This window comes from Ruegeria sp. D7, from assembly GCF_056534355.1.
Window position 1 is genome coordinate 300,271 of record NZ_JBQFPG010000001.1, and the last position, 15,986, is coordinate 316,256.

The following is a 15,986-nucleotide window of genomic DNA, read 5'->3' on the forward strand; positions in this document are numbered from 1 at the left end:
GCATATCCGCCACCGTGGAAATCCCGGTGCGCGCCGAATCAAGGACAGTTCGCCATGCAAGAGCAACGCCAAGTTGTCACTGTGGATCATAGCACAGGCAAGCCGCATAACTTTGTATTTGTGCTTTTGGACAAGTTTTCCCTTCTGTCATTCGCTTCGGCTTTGGACAGTCTGCGGATCGCCAATCGAATGGCCAACCGAGAGCTTTATACCTGGACCTTGACGGGCGAAGGCGGTGAAACAGTGACTTGTTCAGCCGGTACTTCTTTCAATCTTGATTCTGATCTGACCGAATTGCAGCGTGACGACGTCGTCCTGATCTGCGGGGGGGTCGATGTACAAGCGGCAACCACCAAACGCATCCTGAACTGGGTACGCCGCGAAGCGCGTAAAGGGTTGAAAATCGGCGGTCTTTGCACCGCGGCCTATACGCTGGCCAAAGCCGGTTTGCTGGAAGGCAAGCGCGCTACGATCCATTGGGAAAACTCAGACAGTTTTGCCGAAGAATTCGACACTGTAGAGCTGACCAAGTCGGTGTTTTTGGTTGATGGCAACCGAATGACAACTGCAGGCGGCACATCCTCGATTGACCTGATGCTCAAGCTGATTGCCGAAGATTACGGAGAAGATCTGGCCAACGCGGTCGCTGATCAGATGATCTATTCTTCGATACGTACGGATCAGGACACGCAACGTTTGTCGACACCTACACGGATCGGCGTGCGCCACCCCAAGCTCAGTCAGGTTATCCTGATGATGGAAAAGAACATAGAAGAGCCAATCTCGCCTTCTATTCTAGCCAAGGACGTAGGCATGTCGACGCGCCAGCTAGAACGTCTGTTCCGCCGCTATCTCAGCCGCTCGCCCAAGCGCTACTACATGGAGTTGCGCCTACATAAAGCGCGGAACTTGCTGATGCAGACCGATATGAGCGTCATCAATGTGGCGCTGGCTTGCGGCTTTGCCAGCCCGTCGCATTTCTCTAAATGCTACCGGGCGCATTACAACACCACGCCTTATCGCGAACGCGGTGCACAGAGCGGTCGGTTGTCTGTTTAATCCAAAGCCGCAGGGAAACCTTACAAATCTTTCGCAAAGTAGTGCAGGTGCGGCCGTAACATCGGTTGATCCAGATAGGTCGTGGTTTCGATTGGTGAGTCCAGTTCAACAAAACCAAGTTTGGGGTACAGGTCGCGCATTTCGACATTCGGTGTAAGCGTATCGGCGATGAGGCGTTTCAAACCCATATCACGCGCGGCCTGTTCCCGGGCTTCGATCAAGGCACGCCCGGCACCGGTCCCCCGTGCCTCCTCGGTCACAAAAACCCGTTTAAGTTCACCGGTTTGGTGATCAAATCGTTTCAGCATCCCACATCCAATGATGTCTCCGGCATCGTTTCGCGCCACCACAAGACATCCATTCGGGGGTAGGTAATCCTCTGTATGCGCCCAAAACTCCGCCAATGCGCTTTCGGGGGCCGCTGGATCAATCTCAAAGCCCATATCCTGCATTCGTTGCACGATAAGCGCGTAATACTGTGCCAGGATCGTATTCAGTTCGCGCTTTGGCGGCATTGTTTCACAAAGCTCGATTACAAAATCACTCATTCAAATCTCCTGATCACCCTGAAGCCCGGAACAGATACACCGTGACCGAATGGCATAGAAGCAAACGCCCTAACCCCGTTTAAAACCGTCAGAGGGGCGTCATTCGGTAAACCGCGCCTTGCCCGACGGAAATGAACCAGATCGACCCATCTGGTGCTTCGGCGATGTCGCGAACACGTTCGGTCTCGGGGCCTTCGATCTGCTCAACCTCACGCAGTGGATCGCCCGCCAAACGTGCAATGTAGTCGAATTTCAAAGAGCCAACGAATAGATTCCCCTTCCATTCCGGCCAAAGTTTCCCGGAATAGACCATCAAGCCAGAGGGTGCGATGGAAGGATCCCAATAGTGCTCGGGCTGTTCCATTCCTTGCTTCGACGTGCCTTCACCGATCTTCTGACCCGAATAATGAACGCCATATGAAATCACTGGCCAGCCATAATTGGCACCGGGTCTGATCAGATTAACCTCATCCCCGCCTTTTGCCCCGTGTTCCGAAACCCAAAGCCGGCCCTGCAGATCCAAATTGGCACCCTGAGGGTTTCTGTGACCAAACGACCAGATCTCGGGGCGGACACCGGGATTGCCCACAAACGGGTTATCACTGGGAACTGAACCATCACGGTTGATCCGAATGACCGTACCCATGTGGTTCGTTCGATCCTGCGCAGCCGGGCGATCACCTCGGTCACCGATAGTGACGAACAACGTGCCATCATTCGCTTCAACGACGCGAGAACCAAAGTGGCGCCCGCCTGAGCCACCGGGAGAGGCCTCGAATATCACGCGCAGATTGGTCAGACGTTCCCTGTTTTCCGATAAACGAGCGACAGCGACAGCGGTGCCTGCACCGCCTCGTTGCGATTTGGAGAAAGTCAGAAAAAGCTCGCGGGTCTGATTGAAGTCACGCGCGATGGTGACATCTAGCAAACCGCCCTGCCCGTTCGCGACCACTTTTGGCAGACCCTTGATGCGCTTCGCCTCACCTCCGGCAACGTACAAAAGCTCGCCATCTCGCTCAGTGACAACAAAGCTGCCATCCGGAAGAATGCCAATCGCCCAAGGTGTATCAAGGCCTCTGACCACCTGAGTAACCTGAACCGGCCCGCCGGTTGTGTTGATGACATCGGACCAGCCTGCAATCGACCAGCACGACAGAATGAGAATCGCAAAAGTCCTGATCATATCGACCCAATCCCTAGTGGTGTACCGCAACGAACTGACCTAGCCTAACAAAACAGATAGGATTGCTGCATTCAAAAGCACTTTTTTGTTAGGACTTTTCTTTTTCGGACAGCTTGCCTAGGGTCATGCCCAGAACGACGACGTTCAAACGATAAATAGGGAGTAACCTAATGAAAAAGCTGCTTACCGCTACTGCAGCAACCGCTCTGCTGGCGGGTACCGCTATGGCCGAGGACGTGAAGCTGGGCGTGCTGTTCGGCTTTACAGGCCCGATTGAATCGCTGGCCCCGGCCATGGGTTCGGGCGCAGAAATGGCGATGGCCGAGGTCACCGAATCCGGCAAACTGCTGGACGGCGCAAGCGTGACCGGAACCCGCGCCGATACCGGCTGTATCGACAATGGTCTGGCCACATCGAACGGCGAACGTATGATCGCCGATGGCGTCGCCGGTATCATCGGCGGCGACTGCTCGGGCGTCACTGGCGCGATCCTGCAGAACGTCGCGATACCGAACGGCATGGTCATGATCTCGCCGTCGGCCACGTCTCCGGGTCTGTCGACCATGGAAGACAACGGCCTGTTCTTCCGCACCGCCCCGTCGGATGCGCGTGAAGGTCAGGTGATGGCTGACATCCTGAACGATCGTGGCATCAGCTCGATCGCGCTGACCTACACCAACAACGACTATGGCAAGGGTCTGGCGGACGCGATCCAGTCCTCGTTCGAGGCTTCGGGCGGCGAAGTCACCATCGTTGCCGCGCACGAAGACGGCAAGGCCGACTATTCGGCCGAAGTTGGCGCGCTGGCCTCGGCCGGTGGCGATATTCTCGTGGTCGCAGGATATCTGGACCAAGGTGGTTTGGGCATCATCCAGTCGGCTTTGGACAGCGGAGCGTTTGACACGTTCGGTCTGCCGGGCGGCATGATCGGTGACTCGCTGCCGGCAAACGTTGGCCCCGACCTGAACGGCTCGTTCGGTCAGATCGCTGGCTCGGGCGGTGAAGGTGCCGAGAAGTACTTTGCCATGGCTGAAGCTGCGGGCTTTGACGGTTCGTCGCCCTACTCGCCGGAAAGCTATGACGCCGCCGCGCTGTTCATGCTGGCGATGCAGGCCGCAGGTTCGACCAACCCCGCTGAATACGGCGCGAAAATCATGGATGTCGCCAATGCTCCAGGTGAGCAAATCTTCCCCGGAGAACTGGCTAAAGGTCTGGAGCTGTTGGCTGCCGGTCAGGACATCGATTATGTCGGCGCATCGGGCGTTGAGCTGATCGGCCCTGGTGAAAGCGCAGGTTCCTATCGCGAGATCGAGGTGACCGACGGCGAAAACAAGACCGTCAACTTCCGTTGATCCAAGGTTAAAAGTCATAAAAACAAGCAGCCCGGCCCTTGTGTCCGGGCTGTTTCAATGAAAAAAGGCCGCACTCCGGTTAACGGGGATGGTAAAAACGCCGAAAACGGCGGCTAGGGGAAAAGATGATCGTCGTCGATGACGTGCACAAGCATTTCGGCGGGTTTCATGCGGTGGACGGGGCATCGCTGGAAATCCAAAAGGGCTCGATCACCGGTCTGATCGGACCGAACGGGGCCGGAAAAACCACGCTATTCAACGTGATCGCGGGCGTACTTCCACCGACCAGCGGTAAGGTACACATGGACGGTGAGGATATCACTGGCCTGCCCCCACACGAGCTGTTTCATAAGGGCCTGCTGCGCACCTTCCAGATCGCGCATGAGTTTTCGTCGATGAGTTGCCGTGAAAACCTGATGATGGTGCCCGGCGCACAATCCGGGGAATCGCTGTGGAACACATGGTTCGGGCGTAAGCGTATCGCGGATGAGGAACGCGCACTTAGGGCGAAAGCCGATGAGGTGCTGGAGTTCCTGACAATCGAACATCTGGCCGATCACAAGGCCGGTCAGGTCTCGGGCGGTCAGAAGAAGCTGCTGGAACTTGGCCGAACCATGATGGTCGATGCCAAGATCGTGTTTTTGGACGAGGTCGGCGCTGGTGTGAACCGCACCCTGCTGATGACCATCGCCGACACGATCCTGCGCCTGAACAAGGAACGCGGCTATACCTTCGTCGTTATCGAGCACGACATGGATTTCATCGGCAAGATTTGCGACCCGGTCATCTGTATGGCCGAGGGAAAGGTGCTGGCCGAAGGCACTCTGGACGAGATCAAGGCCAATGAACACGTGATCGAAGCCTACCTAGGCACCGGCCTGAAGAACAAAGACAAGCTGGAGGCGGGCGCATGAGCGACAACCCCTACCAGGACGACAAGGGCAACAAGGACGCCTCGATCACCAATACGCATGGCGTCGGCACCATGACACCAGCGCATCGCAAAAGCGGTGAAACGCATCGGGTCGAGGGCGGTCCTTTCCTGATTGGCGACACCATGACTGGTGGCTATGGCAAAGGGCCGGACATCCTGCATGACTGCACCATCGCCGTTGATAAGGGCGAGATCGCGGTGATCGTCGGCCCCAACGGCGCGGGCAAATCCACCGCAATGAAGGCTGTGTTTGGCATGCTGGACGTACGCCAAGGGTCTGTGCGGCTGGATGGCGAAGATATCACCAATCTCAGCCCGCAAGACCGCGTGGTACGCGGCATGGGCTTTGTCCCGCAGACCTCGAACATTTTTACGTCGATGACAGTGGAAGAGAACCTAGAGATGGGTGCTTTCATCCGGCGCGACGACATCAGCCAGACGATGGAACAGGTCTATGACCTCTTCCCCATTCTCCGCGACAAACGCAATCAGGCCGCCGGAGAGCTGTCAGGTGGTCAACGTCAACAGGTCGCCGTGGGCCGTGCGCTAATGACCCAGCCCAAGGTGTTGATGCTGGACGAACCCACCGCCGGTGTCTCACCAATCGTGATGGATGAGCTGTTCGACCGGATCATCGAAGTTTCGCGCACCGGCCTGCCGATCCTGATGGTCGAACAGAATGCCCGTCAGGCGCTGGAGATTGCGGACAAGGGATATGTACTGGTCCAGGGTCGCAATGCCTATACCGGGACAGGCAAGGAGCTGTTGGCCGATCCAGAAGTTCGCAAGAGTTTCTTGGGGGGATGACGCCAGTGACAGCTACTCTCGTGTTTGATCACTCTGAAATCAGGTCGAAAAGACGTACGAACTTGGAAAATGAGGTAACGAACTAATGGACTTCCTCAACGCCCTTGTGGCGCTCTCCAACTTCGTTCTTGTTCCCGCAATCGCCTATGGCAGTCAGTTGGCGCTGGGCGCTTTGGGGGTGACGCTGATCTACGGCATCCTGCGGTTTTCGAACTTTGCCCATGGCGATACGATGGCCTTTGGCGCGATGATCGCGGTGCTGGTCACTTGGGGCCTGCAAGCCGCAGGCGTCAGTTTCGGGCCGTTGCCAACGGCTCTGCTCGCCCTGCCCTTTGCCATTCTGGGCTGTATCGTTCTGGTGCTGATCACCGACCGGTTGGTCTATCGCTTCTATCGGGAACAGAAGGCCAAGCCTGTCATTCTGGTGATCGTCTCGATGGGCGTGATGTTCATCATGAACGGGCTGGTTCGTTTCATCATCGGTCCGGATGACCAGAGGTTCTCGGACGGAGCGCGTTTCATCGTCTCGGCGCGAGATTTCAAGGCGATGACTGGGCTGCGTGAAGGGCTGGCAATCAAGACCTCCCAGGGCATCACGGTGATCGTCGCGGTTGTCGCCGTGGCGCTGTTGTTCTGGTTCCTGAACAAAACGCGCACCGGCAAATCAATGCGGGCCTATTCTGACAATGAGGATCTTGCGTTGCTGTCCGGTATCAACCCCGAGCGCGTGGTGATGATCACATGGATCATCGTTGCCGCGCTGGCGACCACTGCTGGTGTGCTCTACGGCCTCGACAAAAGCTTCAAGCCATTTGTCTATTTCCAGCTTTTGCTGCCGATTTTTGCCTCGGCTATCGTGGGTGGCCTAGGAAACCCTCTGGGCGCTATCGCGGGCGGTTTCATCATCGCGTTTTCTGAGGTGACGATCACCTACGCGTGGAAGAAAGTGCTCACCTATCTGGCACCTGAAAATCTGGAGCCGTCAGGTTTGGTGCAGTTCCTGTCCACCGATTACAAATTCGCTGTCAGCTTTGCCATTTTGCTGATCGTACTTCTGTTTAAGCCAACCGGCTTGTTCAAAGGAAAAGTGATATGAGCGAGCCCGTCAAAAACACGCTGCTTTTTGTGGTCGTCGGCGCACTCATCCTGTTGACCGGATTCACCCAAAGCTGGAACGCCGCAATCCTGATCCTGAACATGGGCTTGATCTCGGCCATCATGTCGATTGGCGTCAACCTGCAATGGGGCTTTGCTGGCCTCTTCAACGTTGGTGTCATGGGCTTTGTCGCGCTGGGCGGGCTCGCGGTTGTGCTGGTTTCGACACCCCCAACCCCCGGCGCCTGGTCTGGTGGAGGATATGGCGTCATCCTGTCGCTTTTAATGGGCGCGGCAACCGTGGTTGCAGCTGTGATGGTGGCCCAAAAAATGCCCAAGGGACGCACACAAACCTTTGCAATCATCGGTATTCTGGTCGTAGGTTTTTTTGTTTACCGCGCAATTTTTGATCCCAACGTAGCTGCGATCGAAGCGATTGATCCTGCTGTCGCTGGTAATATCGGCGGTTTGAACTTTCCTGTCCTATTCGCTTGGCCTGCCGGGGGACTTTTGGCGGCGGGCGCAGCATGGCTGATCGGAAAAACAGCGCTGGGCCTGCGCTCGGACTATTTGGCAATCGCCACACTTGGTATCGCCGAGATCATCATCGCCGTCATGAAAAACGAGGACTGGCTGGCACGTGGGGTCAAGAACGTCTACGGCATTCCACGCCCCTCACCGGTGGTTGGCTACGAAGTTGAATTGCAGCAAGACCCAACTTTCCTTGCAAGGGCCGAGTGGTTCGGGCTGGATCCGGTTACTGCCTCGACGCTTTCCGTCAAGCTGGGCTACTCTTTGCTGTTCCTGATCGTGCTACTGGTGCTGCTGTGGATGGCTCAGATGGCGTTGAAAAGCCCTTGGGGCCGCATGATGCGCGCCATCCGCGACAACGAGGTTGCCGCCGAGGCGATGGGCAAGGATGTCACCCGCCGCCATCTACAGATCTTTGTTCTGGGCTCAGCCATCTGCGGCATCGCCGGTGCGATGATGACCACTTTGGACGGGCAGCTGACGCCGGGCACTTACAACCCGCTCCGCTTTACCTTCCTTGTCTGGGTTATGGTGATCGTCGGCGGGTCGGGCAACAATTTCGGAGCCGTACTGGGAGCGTTCCTGATCTGGTTCCTGTGGGTTCAGGTTGAACCCATGGGCCTGTGGCTGATGAACCTGATAACCTCAGGCATGCCTGACGGCAGCGCACTTAAGACGCATCTGATCGATAGCGCCGCACATATGCGCCTGTTCACCATGGGACTGATTCTTTTGATTGTTCTCAGATTCAGTCCAAGAGGGCTGATCCCCGAGAAATAAGCAAAATTTCCTGCGAAATTCCCCTAACGCACCGTTAATCGGTGCGTTTTATTGTGCGGCGAGTCAGAACGCTCTAAATCGGTGTATCGTGATCCACCACATCGCGCTGTGCCCCATACCATGTTTGTTTGGTGCGGAGTTGTAACGATCTGACAGTTAACCAAGATGAGAGCACCGTAGTCGCAATGATTAAACCACTCAGAGTTTTCGCAATCGGGATCCCGCTGATGGCAACGCTATCAGCGTGTATTCCCTCACCTGAACAATTAGAGACCACCCCGGTCAAGGTCCAGACGCCCAAAGGTGTTGTGACCTGTCAGCTTTACCGCCAGGACCGCGTCACCTGGGACCGCGCAATCGATTTTCCGGCCACCAAAATGTCGGTGCCCGAGGCGGATAATTATTGCAGACAGGAAGGCCTGCGCCGGCTTAATCGATAACAATATGGGCGCGCGACTGGTTCGGCGCGCGCCGCACTCCGGATCCTAGCGATTGCGGAACAAGCCGCCCAGTATGCCCCTGACGATGCGGCGGCCAGTTGTTCCTTTCAGCTCTTTGATCACGGCCTCGCTCATGGCCGTGGCGAAGGTATCCTTTTTGCGCGAAAGACGAGATGACGATCGCCCAACGCGGTTGCCCGAATACCTTCGGGCCGAGGCGTATTCGCGTTCTGCCGGGGTCTGCTGTTCCAGAACTTCGTCGGATTCCGCCTGTTCCGCCGCATTCGCAGCGGCATCCGCGCGCGCCTGCAGAATCTCAAACGCCGATTTGCGGTCGATACGCTTGCCGTATTTTGCATCCATCGGCGAAGCTTTGATCACCGACTGACGCTCAGCTTTGGTAATCGGACCAAGTTGTGAGCCCGGTGGCCGGATCAAAGTGCGCTCGACCACGCCCGGTACACCCTTCTTTTGCAGCATCGACGTCACGGCCTCGCCCACGCCCACCTCTCGGATTGCGGTCTCAGTATCGAAAGCTGGGTTTTCACGATAGGTCTCAGCAGAAAGTCGCAGATTCTTGCGGTCGCGCGCTGTGAAGGCCCGCAGCGCATGTTGGACCCGGTTGCCCAGCTGACCCAAAATATCTTCCGGGATGTCTGCCGGATTCTGCGAGATGAAATAAACGCCAACGCCCTTTGATCGGATCAGGCGCGCCACCTGCTCGACCTTGTCCACCAGCACCTTGGGGGCGTCCTCGAACAGCAAGTGCGCTTCGTCAAAGAAGAACACCAGCTTCGGTTTTTCAGGGTCCCCCACTTCGGGCAGTTCTTCAAACAATTCGCTAAGCAGCCACAACAGGAAAGTCGCGTATAGGCGCGGAGAGCCCATCAGCTTGTCAGAGGCCAGAATGTTCACCATCCCCTGCCCGTTCGCATCTGTCCGCATCAGGTCGGCCAGGTCCAACGCAGGCTCGCCAAACAGATTGGTACCGCCCTGATTTTCCAGAACCAGCAAGCGGCGTTGAATAGCACCGATCGAAGATGTCGAGACATTGCCATAGCGCAGCGATAGTTGGGCGCGATTCTCGCCTATCCAGACCAGCAATGCCTGCAGGTCTTTCAGGTCGAGCAGCGGCATGCCTTCTTCGTCTGCGACCCGAAAGGCGATGTTCAGAATGCCTTCCTGCGCCTCACTCAGTTCCATCAATCGCGATAGCAGCAGTGGGCCCATCTCGGTTACTGTGGTCCGGACCGGATGCCCCTGCTCGCCAAACAGATCCCAGAACGTGACTGGACACGCGGCGTAAGAGAATGTGCCGAACCCGATCTTCGCGGCCCGATCCAAAAAAGCCTGGTGTAATTTGTGGGTTTCGCTTCCAGGCAGCGCCAGCCCCGACAAGTCACCTTTCACATCGGCCAGAAACACTGGAACCCCCGCCTGTGAGAAGCCTTCAGCCAGAATTTGCAGCGTAACCGTTTTGCCCGTACCGGTCGCACCAGCAATCAGGCCATGGCGGTTCGCATATTTCAGCGACAGCCCCTGTGCCACTGAATAGCCGTCGCCACCACCGCCTACGAAGATCTTGTTGTCCATTGAAAATCTGTCCCGAATTCTACCGATCTGCTGCAAGCATACAAAGTTAACCTTTCGCTGCGAGAGTAAATGTTGCTTCTCGTGGCTTGGCTGCGGGGGCAAACTTCCTCCCTGTCGACTGGCCGTGCCTTTGGGCACGGCTTTTTTTAAATTCTACAAAAACCGAAAGACGCAAGAATAGTTTTTTAGGGTTAGGAGTTGACCAACGGGTTCCCCTTTCGTAACGTCTGCGCATAACTAAGTCGGCCAGTCCGACGGGGAGAAAATATTCAGGAAGGGAGCCGCTCCACCGGCTCCCTTTTTCGTTGCAGATCGCGGTGTTTCCCACGCATTTCGGCAAAAAACGATCAATTCCCGGTCTGGAATTCGGATTTACCCTGACACCACTGAATTGCGGTGATAGAGGAAACAAAAAACTGGATCAGTTAGATGAGGCATTCATGATCAGGAAACTTGTCCCTTTTAATGTGGCGGCCGCAGCACTGTTATGCGGAACAGCATTTGCGCAGGAAACCACACAGCAACCTGAAGCCGGTGCTGAAGCCGAAGTTGGCAGCGATCTGGATCTGGGTGAATCCGGTCCCCGTGTTGGCGAGCAATACGTCAAAGAACAAACGGGTGAATGGAATATTTCCTGCATCAAAACCGAAGGCGAAGACGATCCCTGCGCGATGGTTCAGATCCTCAATAACCAACAGGGTGATCCGATTGCCGAAGTTTCGATCGGAAAACTGCCCGAAGGCGGTGCCGCTGTTGCTTGGGCGAATGTTGTTGTACCGCTCGAAACCCTGCTGCAGGCGCAATTGGCTATGTCGATCGATGGGGCACCGCGCAAGCTTTACAATTATCACCACTGCATTCCAGTTGGCTGCGTGGCGCAACTGGGTTTGACACAGGGTGATATCGACGCGATGAAATCAGGCCAAAAGGCAGTGCTGTCGCTGGTTCCTGCGCGCCTGCCAGATCAGGTTCTGAATATGGACATGTCTTTGTCTGGCTTCACAGCAGGCTTTGACGGACTGAACGTTTCCATAAACTAAGCCCCGCAAAAGCATCGAATAAGAAAGCCGCCGTGATAACACGGCGGCTTCTTCATATACGCTTCAACGCAAGAACGGCGTTCAGCCCACCAAAGGCGAAAGCATTGCTAAGGGCGACATTAACTTTCGCCTCACGCGCCTCGTTTGGCACCACATCCAGCGCGCATTCGGGGTCGGGCTCTTCATAGCCAATGGTCGGGGCGATCACCCCGTCGCGCAGGGCCATGATACAGGCTAATAGCTCAACTGCGCCGGTACCGCCGATCAGGTGTCCGTGCATGGACTTTGTTGACGAAATCATCAGATCGTCGGCGTGCGGACCAAACACACCAGCAACGGCTGCACATTCGGTTTTGTCATTTGCAGCCGTGCCGGTCCCATGGGCATTTATGTAACCCACATCGCTTGCATTCAGCCGTGCATCCGATAGCGCCCCGGCCATGGCCCGTGCTGCACCCTGTTTGCTCGGCATAACTATGTCGGCCGCGTCCGAGGACATGGCGAAGCCCACGACCTCGCACATGATATCTGCTCCGCGCGCGCGCGCGTGTTCGTATTCTTCGAACACAAAAACACCCGCACCTTCGCCTTGCACCATCCCGTTTCGGTTTGCGCTAAAGGGCCGACAGGCATCTTTTGACATGACGCGAAGCCCTTCCCATGCCTTGACGCCACCAAAGCACAGCATCGACTCGGACCCACCGGTCACCATTGCGGGCGCTGCCCCGCTGCGCACCATCTGAAATGCCTGCGCCATTGCATGGTTCGAGGACGCACACGCTGTTGATACTGTAAAGCTAGGGCCTTTTAGGTTGTGCTCCATCGAAACGTGGCTGGCCGCCGCGTTGTTCATCAGCTTGGGCACGACAAAAGGATGCACGCGATTTTTGCCATCCTCGTAAACCGAGCGGTAGTTGTCATCCCAGGTGGAGACGCCACCACCGGCCGTTCCCAGCACCACCCCCGACCGCGCGGCTGTGTCACCCGAGAATACGATACCGGATTGATCGATCGCTTCTTTGGCGGCGGTTAACGTGAACTGCGTGAACCGATCATACAGCGTCATCTGTTGGCGGTTGAAACGGCCCTCGGCCTCAAAACCCCGGACTTGACCGCCGATCTTGATCGACAGGCGATCCACATCACGAAACTCAAGCTCGGAGATACCACAACGACCCTCGCGCATGGCTTCCAGAGTGTCGGGGACGGAATGGCCCAACGCGTTAATGGTGCCAGCACCCGTAATGACGACGCGTTTCATACCAGCGGTCAGACCTTTTCAGACACGAGTTTTTCGATACCCGCAATGATCGCTGTCACATTCGAAATGTCGAAATCGCCGGATGTGGGCTCGTTTGCGTTGAAGGGCACGGTGATATCGAACTCTTCCTCGATGGCAAAGATACTCTCAACTAGACCCAGGCTATCGATGCCCAATTCTTCGAGCGTACTGTCGGGCGTCACATCCGAAGGCTCAAGCACGGCCTGTTCGGCAATGATTGCTATGACGCGGTCGCTGATGCTCATCTCGATCCCCTGATTTTCGCCTTGGGGATGATTTAATCACTTGAAGGCTGTTTGAAAACAGCCTTTTTCAACGCCTCGACGTCGCGCGACAATCGGGGCAGACGACGTTGGGCTTTATATATCTCGGTATGGCTTTCCATTTTAATGCCCGGGTAGCCCATGATCACGCGACCAGCAGGAACATTTGACAGAATCTTGGTGCCGCCACCGGCAATCACGCCATCACCTATGAAAATATTATCGACAACACCAGTCTGACCACCCAGTACTACGTTATTACCAATCTCGACCGAACCAGAAACGCCGGTTTGCCCACATAACAAACAATCCTGCCCGACTCGGGTGTTGTGTCCCACGTGGACAAGATTATCCAGTTTCGATCCACTTCCGATTACAGTATTGCGTATGGTCCCGTTGTCTACAGTGCAGTTCGAGCCGACCTCGACGTCATCGCCAATCTCGACCGCACCCAGCGAATGGATGCGCAACCAGCTTTGCGCCTTTGCACCCCCCTGATCACCCAGAGTTTTCCGCGCATTTTCGGCACCCGAGACTTCTGGTGTGACATAGCTGAAACCGTCCCCGCCGATACGGGCACCCGGCTGCGCGATAAAGCGATCACCGATTTGAGCCCGCGCACCGATGCTGACCATTTCGCGCAGCAGAGCGTTTTCACCAAGCGACGCATCCATACCGATCACGCAATGCGCGCCGATAACCGAACCCGCGCCGACGCGCGCGCGCGCACCGATAACAGCAAGCGGGCCGACCGATACGTCGCCCCCGATCTCGGCGGTTTCATCAATGACAGCCGACGGATGAATTCCCGGCGCAATCCCCTGCCCGCGATCCAGCATCGCGGTGATCCCTGCCATCGCCATGCGGGGGCGTTGCACAAAAATGGCGGCCTCAAGCCCCAGTGCTTTCCAGTCCGCGCCATCCCACAAAACCGCGGCCCGTGCTGAACCGGTCTCCAAAGCTTCAGCATATTTTGGCGACATCGCCATGGCCAGATCGGTTGGCCCGGCATCTCCCGGCTCGGCTGCCCGCAAGATGGTCAGGCCAGTCTGGCCTTCTGCGACGACCCCCAGGGAATCGGCGATTTGTTGAACGGTAAACTGCATGTCGGGCGTCCTCGTGGCGGGATTTGCCTCGTGATTACCCTTGAACGTCCGGCAGGACCACCCCTGCCTTTTGCAGCGCTTCCCAGATCTTGCGATCCCGGTCATACACGTCGCGGCGATACTGCACCTCGCCTTTGGGGCCAATATAGGCCGTGCGATAAATCAGATGCACCGGAATTTTTTTATCCAGTTCAACCTTCGTTTCTTTGCCCGTGTTCAGCACGCGGTGGAAAAACGCCTTTGGATCCTCTTCCTGCTTGGCCAGCAGCTTATAGGCAAACTCGAACGGTTGCGCCAAACGGATGCATCCATGCGAGAATGCCCGAACCTCGCGTGCGAACAGAGATTTCTGAGGCGTATCATGCAGATAGATGTTGTACTTATTAGGGAACATGAACTTCACTAGCCCCAGTGCGTTGCTTTTGCTCGGGGGCTGACGCATGGAGAACGGGAAATTACGTGCAGTGAACTGGGTAAAGTCAACCGCTCCACGATTTACCTGACGGCCACGGCGGTCGGTGATCTGGATATGGCCGACAGCATTTGGATTGGCCCGTAATTGCGGCAGATATTCCTTCGTGATGATCGAGCGTGGCACATACCAACTTGGGTTGATCACCATATGCTCCATCTCATCCGAGAACTCTGGGCTACGGCGATCATGTGTGTTTTTGCCGATCACGGCACGAGTCTCAAACGTGACCTGCCCGTCATCGACGATCTTGGCAGAAAAATCGGCCAGATTCACCAGAATATGCCGCTCACCACGGTCTTTGGGTAACCAGCGCTCCCGTTCAAGCGCAACGTAAACAGCTTTCAAGCGGTCTGAAACTGGGCGATTGATCTCGGAAATAGTGCCTTTGCCAGCTACGCCATCCGCCTCAAGACCATGAGCAGCCTGAAAGGATTGCACCGCCGCAAACAGCGCATCATCATAGTTTGGGCTGGCATTAGGCTTCAGATAACCCATCGCGACAAGTCGATTGCGCAGCCTGATGACATTGCTCCCTGTGTCCCCAAGCTCAAGCTTGGAGACAGGAACGGTCTCGCCCCAGCCACCTTGTATCATCAGCGCTTCCAGCGCCTTCTTCTGTTTCAACAGCGCAAGATACTGGCGCGATTGAGGCATCATATCCCTGAAATAGGTATCACCCTGGCTGGAATCGAGCAGTTCAAGATGCTCTGCGGCGCTGCGTCGTTCCACTGCCCGCACTAGGCCGGGATCAATCTGCGAAGGCGTTACAGAACCGGAATGCAAGTCTCTGGCATATTTGACAAAAACCCGAGTCAGCTCGGCCTCGAGCATGCCCAGATCACGGGTGTTGCGCGCGTCCTGCATCTTTGTCACCAAAGTCTGGACGTCGTATTGTGCCCCAGGCAATCCATGCAGGTCGGTCGTCGAAAGCGCTTCGATCAGAGCTTTGCGTCGTGCAGCGTGTTCGGGCGTATCGCCAACCCAAACCGGATCAAACCCGTTTGTGCGATAAAACTCAGCAATTGCCGGGCTGTTGGACACACGTTCCGCAACGGCCAATTGAAACGCTGTGCCATCCGTCCCCGCCTGCGCGACTGAGGCCGAAGCCACAAGGAAAGCGGCGATAAAAACACTTGAACGAGCACGGGTAACAAATGACATAGGATGGCCCTGTTTCTTCAATGACTTGGCACGCCCTATAAGCGGCGTCTGAAAATAATGTTTTGCTGAGCGCCTGATGTCTATTCACAAATTCATCACCAGACCGCTTCTTTGACCCCTGGTGCGCGTTTGCATCGCCGACGCGCGAACTGCGCCAAAAGCAAGCATACTTGCATCAGTTGCGCAAAAAACTGCCGAAATTTCCCCCTTGATTTGACTGCGACCAAAGATTTCTTGGCTGTTGAATCCTACTGTGCCATAAATCCCGCATCTGGGATGGGAAAAAATTAATACGGCGCGCGTAACATCGTGTGCAGGCAGGAACAGTACGGGACGA

The 15,986-nt window shown here is 56.1% G+C and carries 15 protein-coding genes; 8 read left to right on the forward strand and 7 right to left on the reverse strand.

Going from position 1 to position 15,986, the window contains the following annotated elements:
* Positions 1 to 54 precede the first annotated feature (54 nt).
* Complete coding sequence (locus ACRZ9U_RS01520) at positions 55 to 1,059, forward strand: GlxA family transcriptional regulator (RefSeq protein ID WP_170393055.1); 1,005 nt, start codon at positions 55 to 57, stop codon at positions 1,057 to 1,059.
* A gap of 20 nt (positions 1,060 to 1,079) precedes the next feature.
* On the opposite strand, the gene ACRZ9U_RS01525 is transcribed toward ACRZ9U_RS01520, so the two are convergent.
* Together ACRZ9U_RS01525 and ACRZ9U_RS01530 are read right to left on the reverse strand one after the other, a co-directional pair.
* Complete coding sequence (locus ACRZ9U_RS01525; RefSeq protein WP_170562711.1) at positions 1,080 to 1,607, reverse strand: GNAT family N-acetyltransferase; 528 nt, start codon at positions 1,605 to 1,607, stop codon at positions 1,080 to 1,082.
* Positions 1,608 to 1,695: 88 nt separating this feature from the next.
* Entirely contained in the window at positions 1,696 to 2,790 is a 1,095-nt protein-coding gene (locus tag ACRZ9U_RS01530) for a PQQ-dependent sugar dehydrogenase (RefSeq protein ID WP_170405812.1), read from the reverse strand.
* A 170-nt stretch (positions 2,791 to 2,960) separates the two neighbouring features.
* On the opposite strand from ACRZ9U_RS01530, the gene ACRZ9U_RS01535 reads away from it, so the two are divergent.
* From ACRZ9U_RS01535 to ACRZ9U_RS01560, 6 genes are all read left to right on the forward strand, one after another.
* Positions 2,961 to 4,142 carry an ABC transporter substrate-binding protein gene (locus tag ACRZ9U_RS01535; protein ID WP_170393052.1) on the forward strand — a complete coding sequence of 394 codons (1,182 nt, stop codon included), beginning with the start codon at positions 2,961 to 2,963 and terminating at the stop codon, positions 4,140 to 4,142.
* A gap of 125 nt (positions 4,143 to 4,267) precedes the next feature.
* Positions 4,268 to 5,056 carry an ABC transporter ATP-binding protein gene (locus ACRZ9U_RS01540; RefSeq protein WP_170393051.1) on the forward strand — a complete coding sequence of 263 codons (789 nt, stop codon included), beginning with the start codon at positions 4,268 to 4,270 and terminating at the stop codon, positions 5,054 to 5,056.
* A complete protein-coding gene (locus ACRZ9U_RS01545; protein WP_170393050.1) occupies positions 5,053 to 5,883 on the forward strand; it encodes an ABC transporter ATP-binding protein in 831 nt (276 codons plus the stop codon). The genes ACRZ9U_RS01540 and ACRZ9U_RS01545 overlap by 4 nt, the downstream gene beginning before the upstream one ends.
* An 85-nt stretch (positions 5,884 to 5,968) precedes the next feature.
* Positions 5,969 to 6,979 carry a branched-chain amino acid ABC transporter permease gene (locus ACRZ9U_RS01550; RefSeq protein WP_170393049.1) on the forward strand — a complete coding sequence of 337 codons (1,011 nt, stop codon included), beginning with the start codon at positions 5,969 to 5,971 and terminating at the stop codon, positions 6,977 to 6,979.
* Complete coding sequence (locus ACRZ9U_RS01555; RefSeq protein ID WP_170405815.1) at positions 6,976 to 8,289, forward strand: branched-chain amino acid ABC transporter permease; 1,314 nt, start codon at positions 6,976 to 6,978, stop codon at positions 8,287 to 8,289. Before ACRZ9U_RS01550 ends, ACRZ9U_RS01555 begins: the two co-directional genes overlap by 4 nt.
* Positions 8,290 to 8,516: 227 nt before the next feature.
* Positions 8,517 to 8,729 (forward strand): hypothetical protein, encoded by a 213-nt coding sequence (locus ACRZ9U_RS01560; RefSeq protein ID WP_480438555.1) that lies wholly within the window; start codon positions 8,517 to 8,519, stop codon positions 8,727 to 8,729.
* A gap of 45 nt (positions 8,730 to 8,774) precedes the next feature.
* On the opposite strand, the gene ACRZ9U_RS01565 is transcribed toward ACRZ9U_RS01560, so the two are convergent.
* Positions 8,775 to 10,322, reverse strand: a complete 1,548-nt coding sequence (locus tag ACRZ9U_RS01565) for a helicase HerA-like domain-containing protein (RefSeq protein ID WP_170405818.1) — start codon at positions 10,320 to 10,322, stop codon at positions 8,775 to 8,777.
* Positions 10,323 to 10,762: 440 nt separating this feature from the next.
* On the opposite strand from ACRZ9U_RS01565, the gene ACRZ9U_RS01570 reads away from it, so the two are divergent.
* On the forward strand, positions 10,763 to 11,362 hold the full coding sequence (locus tag ACRZ9U_RS01570) for an invasion associated locus B family protein (RefSeq protein WP_170393045.1): 600 nt from the start codon (positions 10,763 to 10,765) through the stop codon (positions 11,360 to 11,362).
* A gap of 52 nt (positions 11,363 to 11,414) precedes the next feature.
* Here ACRZ9U_RS01570 and ACRZ9U_RS01575 read toward each other — a convergent pair whose 3' ends face one another.
* The 4 genes from ACRZ9U_RS01575 to ACRZ9U_RS01590 are packed head-to-tail and all read right to left on the reverse strand — an operon-like array spanning position 11,415 to position 15,649.
* Positions 11,415 to 12,623: a beta-ketoacyl-[acyl-carrier-protein] synthase family protein gene (locus tag ACRZ9U_RS01575; protein ID WP_170405821.1), complete on the reverse strand. Its 1,209-nt coding sequence runs from the start codon at positions 12,621 to 12,623 to the stop codon at positions 11,415 to 11,417.
* Positions 12,624 to 12,631: 8 nt separating this feature from the next.
* Positions 12,632 to 12,889 (reverse strand): acyl carrier protein, encoded by a 258-nt coding sequence (locus tag ACRZ9U_RS01580; RefSeq protein ID WP_170393043.1) that lies wholly within the window; start codon positions 12,887 to 12,889, stop codon positions 12,632 to 12,634.
* A gap of 32 nt (positions 12,890 to 12,921) precedes the next feature.
* On the reverse strand, positions 12,922 to 14,013 hold the full coding sequence (gene lpxD / locus ACRZ9U_RS01585) for a UDP-3-O-(3-hydroxymyristoyl)glucosamine N-acyltransferase (protein WP_170405824.1): 1,092 nt from the start codon (positions 14,011 to 14,013) through the stop codon (positions 12,922 to 12,924).
* A gap of 34 nt (positions 14,014 to 14,047) precedes the next feature.
* The gene (locus ACRZ9U_RS01590) at positions 14,048 to 15,649 is read right to left on the reverse strand and encodes a L,D-transpeptidase family protein (RefSeq protein WP_480901237.1); all 1,602 of its coding nucleotides are present in this window, start codon (positions 15,647 to 15,649) and stop codon (positions 14,048 to 14,050) included.
* Positions 15,650 to 15,986: the final 337 nt, after the last annotated feature.

Coding starts and splice junctions, on each gene's coding strand:
- ACRZ9U_RS01520 (WP_170393055.1), top strand. CDS start 55: ATGCAAGAGCAACGCCAAGTTGTCACTGTGGATCATAGCACAGGCAAG.
- ACRZ9U_RS01525 (WP_170562711.1), bottom strand. CDS start 1,607: ATGAGTGATTTTGTAATCGAGCTTTGTGAAACAATGCCGCCAAAGCGC.
- ACRZ9U_RS01530 (WP_170405812.1), bottom strand. CDS start 2,790: ATGATCAGGACTTTTGCGATTCTCATTCTGTCGTGCTGGTCGATTGCA.
- ACRZ9U_RS01535 (WP_170393052.1), top strand. CDS start 2,961: ATGAAAAAGCTGCTTACCGCTACTGCAGCAACCGCTCTGCTGGCGGGT.
- ACRZ9U_RS01540 (WP_170393051.1), top strand. CDS start 4,268: ATGATCGTCGTCGATGACGTGCACAAGCATTTCGGCGGGTTTCATGCG.
- ACRZ9U_RS01545 (WP_170393050.1), top strand. CDS start 5,053: ATGAGCGACAACCCCTACCAGGACGACAAGGGCAACAAGGACGCCTCG.
- ACRZ9U_RS01550 (WP_170393049.1), top strand. CDS start 5,969: ATGGACTTCCTCAACGCCCTTGTGGCGCTCTCCAACTTCGTTCTTGTT.
- ACRZ9U_RS01555 (WP_170405815.1), top strand. CDS start 6,976: ATGAGCGAGCCCGTCAAAAACACGCTGCTTTTTGTGGTCGTCGGCGCA.
- ACRZ9U_RS01560 (WP_480438555.1), top strand. CDS start 8,517: ATGGCAACGCTATCAGCGTGTATTCCCTCACCTGAACAATTAGAGACC.
- ACRZ9U_RS01565 (WP_170405818.1), bottom strand. CDS start 10,322: ATGGACAACAAGATCTTCGTAGGCGGTGGTGGCGACGGCTATTCAGTG.
- ACRZ9U_RS01570 (WP_170393045.1), top strand. CDS start 10,763: ATGATCAGGAAACTTGTCCCTTTTAATGTGGCGGCCGCAGCACTGTTA.
- ACRZ9U_RS01575 (WP_170405821.1), bottom strand. CDS start 12,623: ATGAAACGCGTCGTCATTACGGGTGCTGGCACCATTAACGCGTTGGGC.
- ACRZ9U_RS01580 (WP_170393043.1), bottom strand. CDS start 12,889: ATGAGCATCAGCGACCGCGTCATAGCAATCATTGCCGAACAGGCCGTG.
- lpxD (WP_170405824.1), bottom strand. CDS start 14,013: ATGCAGTTTACCGTTCAACAAATCGCCGATTCCCTGGGGGTCGTCGCA.
- ACRZ9U_RS01590 (WP_480901237.1), bottom strand. CDS start 15,649: ATGTCATTTGTTACCCGTGCTCGTTCAAGTGTTTTTATCGCCGCTTTC.